At 67.3% G+C, this 15,960-nt stretch carries 11 protein-coding genes; 7 read left to right on the forward strand and 4 right to left on the reverse strand.

Annotated features, from left to right (window positions below; all coding sequences use genetic code 11):
- Window positions 1-248 precede the first annotated feature (248 nt).
- The gene (gene putA, locus DFR29_RS17995; RefSeq protein WP_133820009.1) at window positions 249-3,398 is read left to right on the forward strand and encodes a bifunctional proline dehydrogenase/L-glutamate gamma-semialdehyde dehydrogenase PutA; all 3,150 of its coding nucleotides are present in this window, start codon (window positions 249-251) and stop codon (window positions 3,396-3,398) included.
- 4 nt (window positions 3,399-3,402) lie between these two features.
- Entirely contained in the window at window positions 3,403-4,185 is a 783-nt protein-coding gene (locus DFR29_RS18000; protein WP_133820010.1) for a thioredoxin domain-containing protein, read from the forward strand.
- A gap of 139 nt (window positions 4,186-4,324) precedes the next feature.
- Here DFR29_RS18000 and DFR29_RS18005 read toward each other — a convergent pair whose 3' ends face one another.
- The 4 genes from DFR29_RS18005 to DFR29_RS18020 all read right to left on the reverse strand — a co-directional run bounded on the left by DFR29_RS18005 (window position 4,325) and on the right by DFR29_RS18020 (window position 8,488).
- Window positions 4,325-5,464 carry a hypothetical protein gene (locus DFR29_RS18005; protein WP_133820011.1) on the reverse strand — a complete coding sequence of 380 codons (1,140 nt, stop codon included), beginning with the start codon at window positions 5,462-5,464 and terminating at the stop codon, window positions 4,325-4,327.
- Between the two features lie 144 nt (window positions 5,465-5,608).
- On the reverse strand, window positions 5,609-6,064 hold the full coding sequence (locus tag DFR29_RS18010) for a DUF3592 domain-containing protein (RefSeq protein WP_133820012.1): 456 nt from the start codon (window positions 6,062-6,064) through the stop codon (window positions 5,609-5,611).
- A gap of 251 nt (window positions 6,065-6,315) precedes the next feature.
- Window positions 6,316-7,020, reverse strand: coding sequence for a Bax inhibitor-1/YccA family protein (locus DFR29_RS18015; RefSeq protein WP_133820013.1), 705 nt, complete (start codon window positions 7,018-7,020; stop codon window positions 6,316-6,318).
- A 253-nt stretch (window positions 7,021-7,273) separates the two neighbouring features.
- Window positions 7,274-8,488, reverse strand: coding sequence for an esterase-like activity of phytase family protein (locus tag DFR29_RS18020; protein ID WP_166654183.1), 1,215 nt, complete (start codon window positions 8,486-8,488; stop codon window positions 7,274-7,276).
- 431 nt (window positions 8,489-8,919) lie between these two features.
- Between DFR29_RS18020 and DFR29_RS18025 the strand changes: the two genes are divergently transcribed.
- The 5 genes from DFR29_RS18025 to DFR29_RS18045 all read left to right on the forward strand — a co-directional run bounded on the left by DFR29_RS18025 (window position 8,920) and on the right by DFR29_RS18045 (window position 15,887).
- On the forward strand, window positions 8,920-10,518 hold the full coding sequence (locus DFR29_RS18025) for an ExeA family protein (protein ID WP_133820015.1): 1,599 nt from the start codon (window positions 8,920-8,922) through the stop codon (window positions 10,516-10,518).
- Between the two features lie 18 nt (window positions 10,519-10,536).
- Window positions 10,537-11,664 carry a general secretion pathway protein GspB gene (locus tag DFR29_RS18030; protein ID WP_133820016.1) on the forward strand — a complete coding sequence of 376 codons (1,128 nt, stop codon included), beginning with the start codon at window positions 10,537-10,539 and terminating at the stop codon, window positions 11,662-11,664.
- 48 nt (window positions 11,665-11,712) lie between these two features.
- Window positions 11,713-12,399, forward strand: coding sequence for a rhomboid family intramembrane serine protease (locus DFR29_RS18035; protein WP_425598847.1), 687 nt, complete (start codon window positions 11,713-11,715; stop codon window positions 12,397-12,399).
- A 365-nt stretch (window positions 12,400-12,764) separates the two neighbouring features.
- Entirely contained in the window at window positions 12,765-12,959 is a 195-nt protein-coding gene (locus DFR29_RS18040; protein WP_133820017.1) for a DUF6229 family protein, read from the forward strand.
- A 90-nt stretch (window positions 12,960-13,049) separates the two neighbouring features.
- Entirely contained in the window at window positions 13,050-15,887 is a 2,838-nt protein-coding gene (locus DFR29_RS18045) for a type 2 lanthipeptide synthetase LanM family protein (protein ID WP_133820018.1), read from the forward strand.
- Window positions 15,888-15,960 lie beyond the last annotated feature (73 nt).

A 15,960-nucleotide genomic window follows, 5' to 3' on the forward strand; every position in this document is an offset into this window, starting at 1 on the left:
TAGAACCGCGAAATGATAGTGGCAAGGCCGGACACGGGCAAGGAAACCAAGGTCGGCCGCCACAGCCGCACCGGCAGCCCGCGGCGGCGTGGCCCGCCGCAACCGGCAATCTGCGGCGAATTGCCGCAGCACGGAAATGTTTGCCGCGGCCGGGCCATAGAACTTGACCGGGTTTTAGTCCCACCTACAATCCCAGCTTCCCCGCTGCCGCGCCCGGACCCGGCCGGCACACACCATCGAGAAGCTGCGTGAGCGCCCAGATCCTGACTCCTGAACTGCCTGCTCCGGCCGACGCCGCGCGGGCACGCATGACCGCGGCCTATTGCCGCGACGAAACCGAAGCCGTCAACGAACTCGTCGCCCAGGCCGCCCTGCCCGTGGCCGAGCGCGACCTGGTGCTGACGCGGGCTGCCGAGATCGTCGCCCGGGTGCGTGCCAAGGCCGACCAGAAGTCGGCCGTCGAATCGTTCATGCGCGAATACGACCTGTCCTCTGAGGAAGGCGTATTGCTGATGTGCGTGGCCGAGGCGCTGCTGCGCATTCCGGACAAGGAAACCGCCGACAAGCTGATTTCGGACAAGCTCGGCGACGCCAACTGGGAATCGCACCTGGGCAAGAGCGATTCGGTACTGGTCAACGCCGGCACCTGGGGCCTGATGCTGACCGGCAAGCTGGTCACCCTGGCCGACGAAACCCAGCGCAACCTGTTCGGCGCGCTCAAGCGCCTGATCGGCCGCGCCGGCGAGCCGGTGATCCGCCTGGCCGTGCGCCAGGCCATGCGCATCATGGGCCACCAGTTCGTCATGGGCCGCAGCATCAAGGAAGCGCTGGACCGGGCCGAGGAAAAGGAAAACCGCGCCTACCGCTATTCCTACGACATGCTCGGCGAGGGCGCACTGACCACGCCCGACGGCGAGCGCTACCACCGCGCCTATATCGATGCGATCAAGGCACTCGGCGCGCGCGGGCCGTTCGCCAATGTGCTCGACGCGCCATCGATCTCGATCAAGCTGTCGGCACTGCACCCGCGCTACGAAGTGGCCAAGCGCGAACGCGTCTTCGCCGAACTGCAGCCGAAACTGCTGGAACTGGCGCAGCTGGCCAAGGCCCAGGGCATCTGCCTGACGGTGGATGCGGAAGAGTCCGAACGCCTGGAAATTTCCCTCGACATCATGGCCGCGGTGCATGCGCATCCGTCGCTGGCCGGCTGGCAGGGCTTCGGCCTGGCCGTGCAGGCGTACCAGAAGCGCGCGCCGTTCGTGATCGACTGGCTGGCCGAGAAAGCCAAGCTCAACGGCCAGCGCTGGTGCGTACGCCTGGTCAAGGGCGCGTACTGGGATTCCGAGGTCAAGCGCGCCCAGGAAAGCGGCCATGCCGGCTATCCCGTGTATACGCGCAAGCCGAATACCGATGTTTCCTACCTGGCCTGCGCGCGCCGCCTGTTCGACTACGGCGACCTGTTCTATCCCGCCTTCGCCACCCACAACGCGCATACCATCGCGGCGATCCATCACCTGTCCAAGGGCCGCCCGTTCGAGTTCCAGCGCCTGCACGGCATGGGCGCCGACCTCTACGCCGAGGTGATCGGCGAGCGCAACATGAATGCGCCCTGCCGCGTCTACGCGCCGGTCGGCTCGCACGAAGATCTGTTGCCTTATCTCGTTCGCCGGCTGTTGGAAAACGGCGCAAATACCAGTTTTGTCAATCGCATCGTCGACGAGAACCTGTCGATCCGCGACCTGGTCGCCGACCCGGTCGAGGTGGTGCGCCATTTCACTACCAAGCCGCACCCGCGCATTCCGCAGCCGGTCGGCCTGTTCGGGGAACAACGGAAGAATTCCATGGGCGTCAATCTCGGTAACGACAACGAACTCAAGACCCTGGCCGACGCGATCGCCGCCTCGCCGCAGACCTGGGCGGCCAAACCGCTGATCCCGGGCGCGAACCTGACGAGCGCGAGCGTCGCCGTCACCGATCCGGCCGACCGCCGCCGCAACGTCGGCAGCTGGCAGCCGGCCGATGCCGCCGCGGTGGACAAGGCCGTCGCCAACGCCGTCGCCGCCCAGCCCGGCTGGGACCGCACGCCGGCCGCCGGCCGCGCCAAGATCCTCGAACACACCGCCGACCTGCTCGAAGCCAATCGCGGCGAACTGATTGCCCTGTGCGTGCGCGAAGCCGGCAAGACCATTCCCGACGCAATCGCCGAAGTACGCGAAGCAGTGGACTTCTGCCGCTACTACGCTGCCCAGGCGCGCAAGATGCTCGGCCAGGTCGAAACCCTGCCCGGCCCGACCGGCGAATCCAACCAGCTGTTCCTCAACGGCCGCGGCGTTTTCGTCGCGATCAGTCCGTGGAACTTCCCGCTGGCCATCTTCATGGGCCAGGTCGTGGCGGCGCTGGTCGCCGGCAACGCCGTGATCGCCAAGCCGGCCGAACAGACCAACCTGATCGCCTACCGCGCTACCCAGCTGCTGCAGGAGGCCGGCGTGCCGGCCGCCGTGCTGCAGTTCGTGCCCGGCGATGGCGCCACGGTCGGCGCGGCCCTGTGCAAAGACCCGCGCATCGCCGGCGTGGTATTCACTGGTTCGACCGAAACGGCCCGCGCGATCAACCGTTCCCTGGCCGCACGCGACGCGGCCATCGCCGTGCTGATCGCCGAGACCGGCGGCCAGAACGCGCTCATCGCCGACTCGTCCAGCCTGCCTGAACAAGTGGTCAAGGACGCCGTCAGCAGCGCGTTCTATTCCGCCGGCCAGCGCTGTTCCTGCGCCCGCATCCTGTTCGTGCAGGAAGACATCGCCGACAAGGTGATCGCGATGCTCGGCGGCGCCATGGACGAACTCACGGTCGGCGAGCCGCGCCTGCTCTCTACCGACATCGGTCCGGTCATTGACGAAGATGCCCGGCAGATTCTGGTCGAGCATGCCGCACGCATGGACAAGGAAGCGAAGCTGATCAAGGCAGTCACGCTCGGCGCCGAAGCCGAACACGGTACTTTCTTCGCCCCGCGCGCCTACGAAATCGCCTCGCTGGACCAGCTCAAGCGCGAAGTGTTCGGCCCGGTGCTGCACGTGCTGCGCTGGAAGGCGAGCGAACTGGACAAGGTGATCGCGCAGATCAACGCGACCGGCTACGGCCTTACCCTGGGCGTGCACAGTCGCATCGATTCCACCATCGAGCAGATTTCCAGAAGTGTCAAAGTGGGCAATTGCTACGTCAACCGCAACCAGATCGGCGCGGTGGTCGGCGTGCAGCCGTTCGGCGGCGAAGGCCTGTCCGGTACCGGCCCCAAGGCCGGCGGCCCGCATTACCTGGCCCGCTTCGTCACCGAGCGCACCCTGACCATCAATACCACCGCCGCTGGCGGCAACGCCTCGCTGCTGACCCTGGGCGAGTAGAACGATGCGGTCGGCCGCGTTGCGCAAGTACATCGGCTTGTTTGTTGCGGCGCTGCTGTCGCTGTACCTGCCCGGTGCAGCGGCGCAGAGCGCCGCCGGCGACGATGCGCTGGCGCCGTATCGCGACACCGGGCTGGCCGCGAAGATTGCCGGTCGCAAGCCGGTAGCGACATGGGTGCGTGGTGTCGTCGCCTATCCGTCCGGCGACGACAGCCCGTCCTGGTACGTGGACAGCGAACGCCGCGTCGTCGGCACGCGCGACGGGTTGTTCGAGCTCAAGCGCGGCAAGCTGATGGCCATGAGCAAAGCCGACACGCGGGCGCAGCAGCGCCGACTGGCCGCGCGTACCGAAGTGCCGCCGTCGCATATCCGCGTATTCGGCGACCCGGCTGCCACCGACCGGCGCGAGCTGCTGCTGTTCACCGCCTTCGACTGCGGCCCCTGCCGCGAACTGGAAGAGGTGCTGCAGCGGCGCGGCGACGAACTGAAAATCGAGCTGCACTACCTGTTCGACTCGCTCGACAACGACGAGGCGACACAGCAACAACTGCGCAATGTGCAATGTGCGGCAAAGCCGTTCGCCGCCTTCGAGCGCCTGGCCGACGGCGACAGCGTGCCCGCCACGCCACACTGCACCATTCCGCTGTATGCCACCGGCTACGCCATCACCCTGCTCGGCGCACCTTACGTGCCCTACCTGATCGACCGCCACAGCGGCCAGGCCCTGCACTGGGACGGCGACGAAGATGCGCTGATCGAAGCATTGAACGGCGAAACCGCCGAATAGGACGCGGCAGCGGAATCACCGAGGCCGCGAAGGTCACGTGGAAAGGCCAGGCAGCCAGGCGCAACTCGCTACGCTCACGAGCACCGCTTCACACGGATTCCGGCGTTGAAATGCACCGTTTTTCAAGCCTTGCGCAGGTTTATCTGCTCGCTGCGTAGGTTTCGCGGTACAGCGCGCTCTGGCGCACCAGTTCGGCCAGCTCGTCCACCGTCAACGGCCGCTCGCGGGCGCCCCCCGCTGCGGTGACGTCGCCTTCGAGCACGGCACTGGGCAGGGCGAGGTAGTTGCCGAACAGGCTCAGTCCGGCCTTGTCGTCGTCGTTGCGGATACTGGCCAGCGCATCGTCCCAAGCCAGCTTCAATGCGGCGGGCGGATGGCGCTTGCGCAGCAGTTCGGCGAGAAATCCGCTGCGGCTGCCGTGACCACCGATCTGCTCGCGCCAGTCGTCCTGCAGCAGCTCGGCGATCGCGGCATCGGCGTCGGCGTCGGCGCGGCGCAAAACCTCGGCGCGCAAATAGTCCAGGCCGTACATCGCCTCCATCCAGGCGCCGGTGCCACAACGCATACGCAAGCGGCGGCCCGTAGATTTGTCGATGACCCAGCGTTGCGTGTCCGCCGCCAGGGAATGTTCGCGCACCGGCGCAAGTACAGCCTTCATTTGTGCCAGGCGCTCGGCTGACTCCGTATCCGCTTGCGGTAGTGCGGCAGCGGATGCGACGCGCGCCAAATGGGTACGCGCCTGTTCGATCTTGCCTTGGCGTATCTCCTGCGCGATCAGGATCAGTTCGAGCTGCTGCTCGATCGATGGCGACAGCGGCTGCTGGCGCAGGAACGCAATCACCGGTGCTACACCCTGTTCGAAATGCCGCAGCTTCTGTTGCGCACTGACCTGCCAGGCCATCAGGGAGCGCAGGTAGGCCGGCGTGTCTTCATCGATGTCTTCACGCTCTTCGAAGAAGCCGGCGATCACGGCGTGGGGATTGACCGACAGCGAAGCAACCACCATTTCGGCGAATTCGTCGTCGGGGGCAGCGGCTGGCTCGTCGCCATCGCCATCGCGCTGCAGCGCCTGGAGGCGCAGACCCGCGCGCAGTACCGGCAAGGCAGGCAAGGTGGTTTCCGCACCGCAGGTGAGCCAGCGCAGCATCACGTACTGGCCCAGTTCTTCCTGTGGATCCAGCTGTTGCAAGGCCTGGCGCGACAGCAGCGGCGGACACGCCTGCACGGCCGGTGCAACGAACAGGCCGGCCATGGCCAGCAACAGAGCAAGGCGTTTCATCGATGTCCCCCGATGCGAAAACGCGCCGGCACTGGCCGGCGCGTGCGGGGTCGATGCTAAGCGGTGCGGATTCGGCCGTGCGATGCGCAGCCGACAGCGCTTTAACTGTGGTTTAGGCGCCTGAACGCGGCACGACCATCCGGCTTACTCGGCGTCCGGCTTCTTGCGCAGGCGATACACCAGCATGCCAATGCCGACCAGCAGCATCAGCGCGCCGATGCCGTAGAAGAAATTCGATTCATCCTTGTGGTCGGCCAATGCCACGGTGGTCGGGTCTTCCGGCAGATAGCGCACCGACAGCTTGGGCTCGCTGGCCAGCGCGTCGCGCAAGGCCTTGCCCTGTTCGGTGCCGACACTGACGTCGTCGCGCACGATGCTGCCGTCGGCCGTCGTATAGCTGATCTTGGCGTGGAAATTCCGCTCGCGGCCACGCTTGGTGCTGTTGGTCACGTCGATGACCGTGGCCTCGACGGTAACACCGTGGTCGGCCAGCGCCCTGCTGTCCTTGGCCTCCTTGTAACCGACGACCAGCATGACCGGGCCGCCGACGAGCAGCACGATCAGAAAAATGATGACGCGCAATTTGGATAGAAATGCCATGGTAATCCCCTGGATTTTGTATACCCGGCCGCGACGGCGGCCGGTACCGGTGCAGACAAGACGAAACGCTGCCCGCCGCCCCCTTCCCAGGTGGCGGACTGATTGTCGAAACAAAGGAAGCGCAACGAAGCTGTCCCTGCTGACGCTGCTGTATGGCAGCGGATATCCGTACGCGAATGCGTGCGGAGCGGCGATCCGTCCGTGGATCGCCACGCGGACCGGCGGCGAGCCGGCCCGCGCGGTTTACTGCATCAGTCGTCGCTGCTGGTCAGCGAGATGAGGATGCGCAGTACGTACCACAGCATCAGCGCGATCGAGGCGAACAGGTGCAGCGCGGCACCGGCCGGCCGATCGGTCGGATAGTGGTGAATGATGTTGGAGGTGTCGTACAGCACGCAGCCGCCGGCAAACACGACCATGATGGCCGAGAACCAGATGCCCAGGCTGAAGCCGAAGATGACGCTGGCGATGATCGCGCCGATGGCGCAGAAGCCGGCGATCTTGAGGATGCCGCCGAGGAAGGAGAAATCCTTCTTGGTGCTGAATGCGGTGTAGGTGAGGCCGGCTACCAGCAACAGCGTGATGAAGCCGGCAGCGGGAATCGCCTTGGGCGCAACCGCGGCGGCAATCGCGAACAGCGGCGAGAAAATCAGTGCTTCGGCCAGCACGTAGATGCCAAGGCCGATCATCTGCTTCTGGTTGCTTTCGGCGTTGTCGGCCCAGCTGGAAGCGAACCAGCCGACCAGCATGAACACGCCGAGGAAGCCGATCCAGACAAACTTGCTGGCGCTCATGAGCTTGAGCAGGGCGACGCCGACGCCGCTGGCGTAGAGGATGCCCGACAGGACGGTGAACGCGAGCAGGGCAACGGCGAGATAGGAATAGGTGGAGCGGATGAAGGCAATGCGGCTTTCGCCAAGCCCGGCTTCCGGAAGAGTTTGCGCGGTGTAATCCATGGATACCCCCAAGGCGTTAGGACGATCGCCGTCCGTTCAATGCTGTGTGCGATGGCCCGGCCTTGCGGCAGCCGGAACCGGTACTGGCAAACGATGCGACGGTACGGCTTGCAGCGGTGCTGTGGCAGGGCCGAAGCGGGAACAGTTTACCTGCTGCATAGGCCGCGGGTACTAGCAGATTCGTCAAGTCGCGCACGGCTTCGACTTGACTGCGGCGCAGGGCGGTTTCAAGCCCACGGTACCGCCGCAACGCTTACGGTGCCGGCGCAGCGCAATGCTGCTGCAGCCACTGCGCATCCAGCGGCCTGCTGCTGGCGAACAGGGCGAAGTCGCTGGCATGGTCGGGATCGAAATTGTTGTCCGACACCAGCAGCAGGGTAGCCCGGCCGTCGGGCAGCGGCGGCCCCCAGGCCATGCCTTCGAAATTGCTGCGCGGCAGGCGGCGGCTGCGCGCCAGGTCGAACAGCAGCGACTTGGGCGCTGCGGCGACGGCGTGATCGTCGAACGCCGGGGTCTGTGCCGTATCGGGCGCGTGTTCCAGGTTGGCGCAGTACAGGCGCGTGCGGAAGGTGTAGTGCTCGTTGGCCTGCTGCAGACCCGTGCGCTCCAGTACCAGCAGATGGTTTTCGTCCACGGCGAGGATCTCGCTGATGCCGTTGTCCGCGGCCAGCCGCGCATCGTGCGACGGCAGGCGATCGACGCGATAAGCATGCTGGCGCAGCAACTGGCCGGCGCGGTCGATCAGACTCAGGCGTACCAGCGCGCCGAGCGTCGCGCCGGATTCGGTACCGTCCTGGTAAAGCGGACCTTCCATGGCAAACCACAGGCCGCGCCCGGCCGGATCGAAACTCATGCCTTCGATGCTCAGATTGGGCCGCGGTCCGCTGCGCCCCAGGGGATCGAAAGCGAACGCCGGCGGCAGGCGCCACTGGCCCAGGGCATGGCCGGCGATATCCATGCGCCGGATCGCCGGACCGGCCGCGGCGGCCGCGTCGCCCTCGCTGGCCCACCACAGGTCGCCGCTGCGCGGATCGCGGCGCAGGCTTTCCGCGTCGGCGGTTTCGGCGGCGGGGCCAGCCTGGGCGGCGGGCAGGCGCCGCGGATAGGGCTGGCCTAACTCGGTCTGCAGCGCAACGGTCTGCACGATGTGCACCGGGCCGGGCCCGTCCGCGCCGAGCGCTATCTCGGCGATATAGAAACGTGCCGGTCCCTGGGCGGATTTGTCGTCGCTGAGCAGGTACCAGCGGCCGCTGAGCGGATCGCGCTCGATCGCCGAGATGCCGCCGAAGGCGACGCCATCGAACTGCTGCGCATACGGCAGCGCCGTACTGCCGAGCAATTGCAGCGCCGGCTTGGCCGGGGCCGCGTCAGTGCCGCGGCTGGCAGCCAGCGCCGCGACGGCGGCCAGCGCCAGGCTGCTGCCCCGCGGCCGGCGGCCCAGAGCGGGTGATGGAGTTTGTCGTCTCAATGCCGACCTGCCGCAGTGGCCGCAGCCAGGCCGAAGGGGCACTGCTGCGGCGAATAGGAAAGATGCCGTCGCCACACCAAGCCGGGCCGCACGGCCCGCAGCCGCGGCAGCGGATTGCAGCACAAGAATAGGTCAGGCCGGGGTCGGCCGGCTGCTGGACCATGGCCGCAGGCTCGCCACCACCACCGCCACCGCCACCGCTGCCGCTGCCGCTGCCGCCGGCGCACAGGCTGCGTCCGGAACCAAGTCGGCCCCAACGGGCTCATAACCCCGCCCAGACAGCCGCGGCACGGAAAAACCTGCTGTAGAAACCAGCAGTTGGCCGCGGCACAGCGATTTTTTAACACGGACCCGCAGAGCCCATCGGTTAAGCTTGCCCGCCTTGCGCGCATGAACGGCGCAGCAACAGTCGCCCAGGAACCACGGCCCGCATGTATCTGGAGCACTACGGTCTCAAGGAAACGCCGTTTTCCATTACCCCGGACCCGCGCTACGTCTTTCTGAGCGAGCGCCACCGGGACGCCTTGGCGCACCTGCTCTATGGCATCGGCAAAGGCGGTTCGGGCGGTTTCGTGCAACTGACCGGCGAAGTCGGCACCGGCAAGACCACGCTGTGCCGCCTGCTGCTGGAGCAATTGCCGGAAAACACCCGCGTCGCCCTGGTGCTCAATCCCAAGCTGTCGCCGGTAGAGCTGGTCGAGACAGTCTGCGAGGAACTCAAGCTCGACATAGAAGGCCGCCGCGGCAGCCTCAAGGGCCTGGTCGACACGCTCAATACCTTCCTGCTCGACGCCTATGCGCAAGGCCTGCGCGTCGTGCTGATCGTGGACGAGGCACAGAACCTGTCGGTGGACGCGCTGGAACAGGTGCGCCTGCTGACCAATCTGGAAACGCCGACACAGAAGCTGCTGCAGATCATCCTGCTCGGCCAGCCCGAACTGCGCCGTCTGCTGGAGCGCGACGATCTGCGCCAGCTGGCCCAGCGCATCACCGCGCGCTACCACCTCACGCCGCTGAATGCCGACGAGTGCGAAGCCTATGTGCGGCATCGCATGGCCGTCGCCGGCTCGCGCAAGCTGCCGTTCTCGCGCCTGGGCCTCAAAGCCCTGTACCAGCGTTCGGGCGGCGTGCCGCGCCTGATCAACGTGATCGGCGACCGCGCCCTGATGGCCGGCTTCGCCCGCGAAACCGACAGCATCGGCGAACGCCTGGTCGACCTGGCCGCCGACGAAACCCTGCCCGGCCATGCGCGCTACTACCTGCGCCGCTATGGCCGCTGGGCAGCACTGGCCTTGCTGCTGCTCGCCGGTGCAGCGGGCTATGCCGCCTGGCAACGGCGCGCGCCACCGCCGGCACCGCCCGAACCGGCGGCAGCCGCGGTGCCGGCGTCGGCCAGTATCGATCAGGCCGCCTTGCTCGGCGACAAGCTGGGTACGGTCGACGGCGCCGACCTGATGGCCTGGACCCAACTGCTCGCCCGCTGGGAGGTCAGTTCGCGCGAGGTCAGCGTGGCCGACGCCGCGCGCTGCCAGCCGCATGTGTTTGCCGGTTTCGACTGCCTGCGCGGCAAGGCTACCCTGGACCAGTTGCTGCGCTTCGACCGACCGCTGCTGCTGGAGCTGGACTACCACGGCAAGCGCGGCCTGGCCCTGCTGCGCGGCGTAGCCGGCAACACGGTTAGGCTAGACTTCGCCGGCCTCGGCTACCGCCTCGACCGCAGCGAATTGTCACGCCTGTGGCAAGGCGGTTTCGCGGTGACCTGGCGCCTGCCGGCAGATCTGCCGGTGCCGCTGCGCCTGGGCGATGCCGGTCACGGCATCGCCTGGATCAAGCAGCAGCTGGGCCGCCTGGACGGCAATATCGAGGCGGCGCTGGGACCGGCCTTCTTCGATACCGCCCTGGAAGAACGCATACGCAAATTGCAGGCCGCCTACGGCCTGACCCCCGACGGCATCGTCGGGCAGGAGACCTTGCTGGCCCTGTCCTCGCTGTCTGCCGAAGGTCCGCGGCTGGCCCGCAATGTGGAATAAATCGATTCGAGCGCAGCCATGTCCCTGATCCATGAAGCCCTGAAGAAGGCCGAACAGCAACGCCGCCTGGGCCAGCCGCCCGATCTGGGCACGCCGTTCGCGAGCACGCGCCGGCCGCGCTCCAGCCTGCCCTATCTGGCCGCGGCGATCGTCATTGCGCTGGGTGCAGGCTGGTGGTTCGCGAGCGACAGCGCCGCGCCCGCCGGCAGCGGCGCCGATGGCAAGCCGTCGACTGCCCAGGCCGCCGACAATCCCGCCTCGGGCAGCGCGGCCGCTCCGGCGGCGGCAACTCCACCCGCCGCCTCTGGCGAGGCCGTCGCCAGCAGCAGCGCTACCGCACGCCGCCCGGTCATGGGGGCGAACGCGCAAGCCAATACCAATGTCGTCGACAGCCTGGCGCCGCCGCCACGGCTGAACAACCAGGCCGCGCCGGCCGGCAACAATCCGCCCACCGTCAAGGAAGTCGCCGAGCGCGAATCCGAGCCGCACCCGCCGGGAGCGAATCCACTCGCACCGGGCGAAGCCGCGCCGCTGGCGCTGGGCGCAGCGCCGCCCCCGACCGAAATCAACGATGCCGCCGGCCTCGCCGCCAAGATGGCCGCCAAGGAACGCGAGCGCGGCGGCCTGGCCAGCGCCGCGCCGGCAGCCGACCCGGCGCGCTCGCCGCGCAAGCCCGGCCCGCCACCCAGCAGCCTGGCCGAGGCGAATGCACCGCCGCCCAATCCGGCGACGGCGAATGCACCGCCCAAGGCCACGACAACGGCACCGGGCACGGCCAAGACGCCTGCGGCGCCGAGCATGCCGCCGCCGAACCCAGCGCCTGCCGCAGCCCAGGCCGGCCTGCCATCCGCACCGCCAGCCCCGGCTGCCACGGCCAGCGCCGCACCGGCCACTGCGCCAGGCCTGGAACAATTGCCGGCCTACTGGCAACTGCCGTACAACATGCGCAAGGAATTGCCGGCGCTGAAACTGTCGATGCATGTCTACAGCGCCACGCCAGCGCAGCGCTTCGTCGTGCTCAACGGCAATCGCCAGGTCGAGGGCGACGAACTCGGCGGCGATGTAAAAGTGACTGAAATCCGCACCGACGGCGTCGTGCTGACCTATCAGGGCCAGCGTTTCCTGGTTCCCCGCGGCGGCTCCTGAGTTTCGACACCCGCCGCCGCCGCGGCGCCCGCGCAAAGGAGCCGGTTCGTGGTCTTTATCCAGGTCGAATCGCGCCGCCGTCCAGGCCCACCCTGGGCGACGATCAGCATCGTCACACTCAGCGTGCTGGCGTTTTTCTGGCTGGCCTCCACCGGCAGCAATGAGCGCCTGGCATTGCTGGCGCGCTGGGGCACCGTGCCGGCGCAACTGTTCGATACCAGCGCGCCGCTGCTGCGCCAGGTGATCGAGCTGCGCGCCCTGCGCCTGTTCAGTGCCCTGTTCGTCCACGCCAACTGGTTGCATCTGACTGGCAACCTGTTGTTCCTGATGATCTTCGGCCTGGCCGCCGAACGCCTGCTCGGCTCGCGCCGCTTCCTTGCGCTGTATCTGATCGGCGGCGGCATCGCCAACCTCGTGGGCGCGGTAACCCTGTCCAGTGCAGTGACGCCGATCGTCGGCTCCAGCGGTGCGGTATCGGCCGTCGTCGGCGCCTACCTCGCCCTGTTTCCGCGTTCGCGCCTGGGCCTGGTGCTACCGCTGGGCCTGTTCCTGGAATTCGTCAAAGTGCCCGCCTCGCTGTTGATCGGCTTCTGGGTGCTGCTGCAGTTGCTGTTTACCTACGTAGGCCCGACCTTCGGTGCCGTGGTCTGGTGGACGCATATCGCCGGCTTCTGCGTCGGCGTGGTGATGGCGCTGATCTCGCGCCCGGCAATCGCGCGGCGGCTGCGCCAGTAGGCAAGCCTCTGCAGCGGCGCGTGCCGCCTGGCGGCAGCGCGATCCGGCGGCCGCACTACCGTACTGATCAGGAACAAATCCGCCGCCAGCCGGAGGATTTCTGCTGAATTGTTCACTCGGGATAAAAAATATACCTGCCGGCAACGGACGGCCGCCGTCGCCACTTCTCATTTGTATAAATTACTGATTGACAATATCTACATAACATGAAAAACGTACAGCCGCGGTTTTTTCCATAAAGCGACCCTGCACATCGCAGCTCCGCCGACCGGAAGGCCGCGCAGACCGAACGGTCCGGCCCAGGCTCGCCTGCGCACGGGCCACAGGGCGGGTCTGTTCCCGATACCCACTCACGGAGAAACGCAATGCAACAGCATGACGAAGTCGTTTCGGGTTGGCTCAACGGTTCCAACTCGGTGGAAGGCCTGGATAGTCCGGCAGGCCCGCTCTATCTCGACAATGCCGACTCGGTACTGATGAGTTCGGAAAATACGATCTTCTTCACCGGCCTGGGCGGCACCACAGCCAGCTGCCGCCCGAGCAGCTGCGCCTGCTGCTGAGCGCTGTACAGGCGATGCGCGCAGCTTCCGCGGCTGCGCGCATTTGCCGGGCAGGCCGCCGCGGCTTTTTCCTCCTCACAAACGAACGCCATGCCGACACTGGCCTCCTCCGCACCAGCCGCGACGTTTGCCGACATCGTTGACCGCCACACCCGCAGCAGCCGCGAAGCGCTTGCCGCTGATCTCGTGCAGCTCGCGCCGATGCTGGATGCCGCCGAGATCGCACTGATCGCGCATGCCGCCGACGCAGCCCTGACCGAATCGGCGCGCCTCAAGCTCAATCGTGTACTGCTGCTGGAGCTGCATGCCGCACAGCGTGCCGGCGAACTCGACGCGCCCGACGAAGCCGCCCGGTTCGCCCGGTTCGTGTCGCAGGCGCAGACCGAGTCGTTCGACCGGCATCTGCAGCAACGCTATCCCGCCCTATGGCCCCGCCTGCAGCAGTCGCTGCGGCAGCAGCGCCTTGCGCTGCGGGAAATGGCCGCGCGCCTGGTGGCCGACCGCGCTGTGCTGGCGACGCTGCTGGGCCAGCCGGCCGGCCGGCTGAGCGCTATCAACCTGGGAATGGGCGATCTGCATGCAGGTGGCCACGCCGTGGCGCAGCTGCAGTTCGAGGGCGGCCGGCTGCTATACAAGCCGCGCTCGCTGCGCATCGACCAGTGCCTCGACACCCTGCTGCAGAACCTGTTCGGCGACGATCCGCTGCGTATCCGCGTACCCGCCGTTGTCGATCGCAGCGACTACGGCTGGGCGGCATTCGTCATGCACCGCCACTGCGCGAACGAGGCCGAGCTGCAACGCTTCTATCGCGGCCTGGGCGAATGGCTGGGCGTGCTGCGCCTGATCGGCGGGGTCGACATCCACCACGAAAATCTCATCGCCTGCGGCCCGGTGCCTGTCGTCGTCGACCCCGAAAGCCTGTTTGCCCTGGTCGCCAGCGCACCGCCCTCCGGCAACGGCCACGCCTACGACCTGGCCAGCAACCTGGCATTCACTTCAGTAGTCCGCACCGGCATCGTGCCGTTCCGAAGCGAAACACCGGGTTTCAGCGGCGTCGATCTTTCGGCGGCCGGCAGCCTGCCGGGTCAGCAGCCCAAGGTCCACGCTCCGGTGATTGCCGACGAGGGCACTACCCGTGCGCATCTGAAGCTGGTCGACGTCGACGTGCAACATGCACAGAACCACCCCTGTCCGCAGCCGGATGTATCGCGTTTCTGGAACGAACTCAGTGAAGGCTTCCTCGCCGTCAGCACGGCCCTGCGCACTCTCGACGCGCGCGGCGGGCTGGCGCCGCTGCTGGACAGCTTCCGCGGCTGCATGGCCCGCGACGTTCGCCGCCCGACCCAGGCCTACGTCGAGATTGCGCGGATGCTCTGGCATCCGGCGTCGCTGCACGACGCCCCGGCTGCGCGTATCCGGGCGCGCGAGCTGCTGCGGCGCAACGCCGCCCTGACCCTTGCAACGCCAGTGCAGGACGACGAGATCGAGGCGGAAATTGACGCCCTGTGCAGCGGTGATATTCCGGTATTCGCCGCGCCGCTCGCTGCCGAACGCATCGGCGCCAGCCTGAACGACTGGCGCCATATGCGCACAGACCTGGAAGAACTGACTGTCCGCTGCGCGCTCGTCGCCACCAACCTCAACCGCACCGGCGGCGAGAACGAGCGCGACGGTCGCCATTTCTTTGCGCGCCAGCCGCACACGACCCGGCTGGAAACCCGCAGGCGCATACTCGCTGCCGACGCCGTCGAGCGCCTGCTGCGCCTGGCCGTGCGCGGCAACGACGGTTCGGTCACCTGGATCACCCCCGAGACCAGCCGAGGCAACTGGCTGGTGCAGCCGGTGCGCCAGGACCTGTATTTCGGCCTGGGCGGTGTGCTGGTAGGCCTGGCCGGCTATCGCAGGGAAGTCCTCGGCGGCCGGGCCGACCCGGTCGCCGGCATCGACGAATCGCTGGCCGGCGCGCTGCAGGTACTGCGTGCGCTTGACGCCAGCACGCCCTCGCAACAGACCGGTGGTTACGACGGCCTGGGCGCGCGCATCTGGATCTGGCTCACCCTGAGCGACCTGCTGCAGCAGCCCGGCCTGCTCGACCACGCCATCGCCGCTGCGGCGCAGCTCGAACAGATCGGCTTTGCCGGCGACAACAACCTGGACATCATCGACGGCTGCAGCGGGGCCATCGTGCCCTTGCTGCAGCTGGCCGAGGCGACTGCCGATGCGCGCTGGCTGGCCGTGGCGGCCCAGGCCGGCCGACATCTGGAAGCCCGCGCCGTGATCGATGCGGAAGGCGCGCGCTGGCTCACGCCCGTATTTCCCGAGCCGGTCGGCGGTTTCGCCCACGGCGCTGCCGGCATTGCCTGGGCACTGGCGCGACTGGCCCTGAGCGGCGCCGGCGATGCCGCCGATCGCGCCCGCTGGCAGGCCCTGTCCGAGCAAGGCTTCGCCTTCCAGAGCGGCCTCTACGAAGAAGACCTGAACAACTGGCTCGACAAGCGCCAGCGCGATGCGCAGACCACGTTCCATACCTGGTGCAACGGCAGCGTCGGTATAGGCATGGCCGCGGCCGATCTGTACGCGCGCACCGGCCACGCCGACCACCTGCTGACCCTGCGCCGCGCCGTGCGTGCCTCACAGGGCATGTGGGGCATCAGCCACACCTTGTGCCACGGCGACATGTCGCTGTGCGAATTGTTCCTGCGCGCCGCACGGCTGGACCCGGAACACTGCGCCGTCGATCCGCAGGAGCCGGTGGCCCAGGTCGTTTCCTCGATCGAGGAAAACCGCGGCTTTATCGGCAGCATGACCCGCGCCGCGTTCACGCCCGGCCTGATGACCGGTCTGTCCGGGGCGATCCATGGACTGAACCGGCTGCATGCCGATTGCGCCGTTCCGTCGCCGTTGTTGTTCGAACGGCGAGTGGGGTAAAGAAAAAGCCAAAGCCGCACGCAAAGAGAAAAGCCGCGCGCGTCGGTTTGGGGTAAGCCGCAGGCGCGCCCGG

The organism is Tahibacter aquaticus (genome assembly GCF_004363655.1).
Taxonomy (GTDB): domain Bacteria; phylum Pseudomonadota; class Gammaproteobacteria; order Xanthomonadales; family Rhodanobacteraceae; genus Tahibacter; species Tahibacter aquaticus.

Excerpts from the sequence above, each read along its gene's own strand:
- DFR29_RS18040 (WP_133820017.1), top strand. The coding sequence starts at position 12,765 with ATGCAACAGCATGACGAAGTCGTTTCGGGTTGGCTCAACGGTTCCAAC.
- DFR29_RS18045 (WP_133820018.1), top strand. The coding sequence starts at position 13,050 with ATGCCGACACTGGCCTCCTCCGCACCAGCCGCGACGTTTGCCGACATC.
- DFR29_RS18005 (WP_133820011.1), bottom strand. The coding sequence starts at position 5,464 with ATGAAACGCCTTGCTCTGTTGCTGGCCATGGCCGGCCTGTTCGTTGCA.
- DFR29_RS18010 (WP_133820012.1), bottom strand. The coding sequence starts at position 6,064 with ATGGCATTTCTATCCAAATTGCGCGTCATCATTTTTCTGATCGTGCTG.
- DFR29_RS18015 (WP_133820013.1), bottom strand. The coding sequence starts at position 7,020 with ATGGATTACACCGCGCAAACTCTTCCGGAAGCCGGGCTTGGCGAAAGC.
- DFR29_RS18000 (WP_133820010.1), top strand. The coding sequence starts at position 3,403 with ATGCGGTCGGCCGCGTTGCGCAAGTACATCGGCTTGTTTGTTGCGGCG.
- DFR29_RS18025 (WP_133820015.1), top strand. The coding sequence starts at position 8,920 with ATGTATCTGGAGCACTACGGTCTCAAGGAAACGCCGTTTTCCATTACC.
- DFR29_RS18030 (WP_133820016.1), top strand. The coding sequence starts at position 10,537 with ATGTCCCTGATCCATGAAGCCCTGAAGAAGGCCGAACAGCAACGCCGC.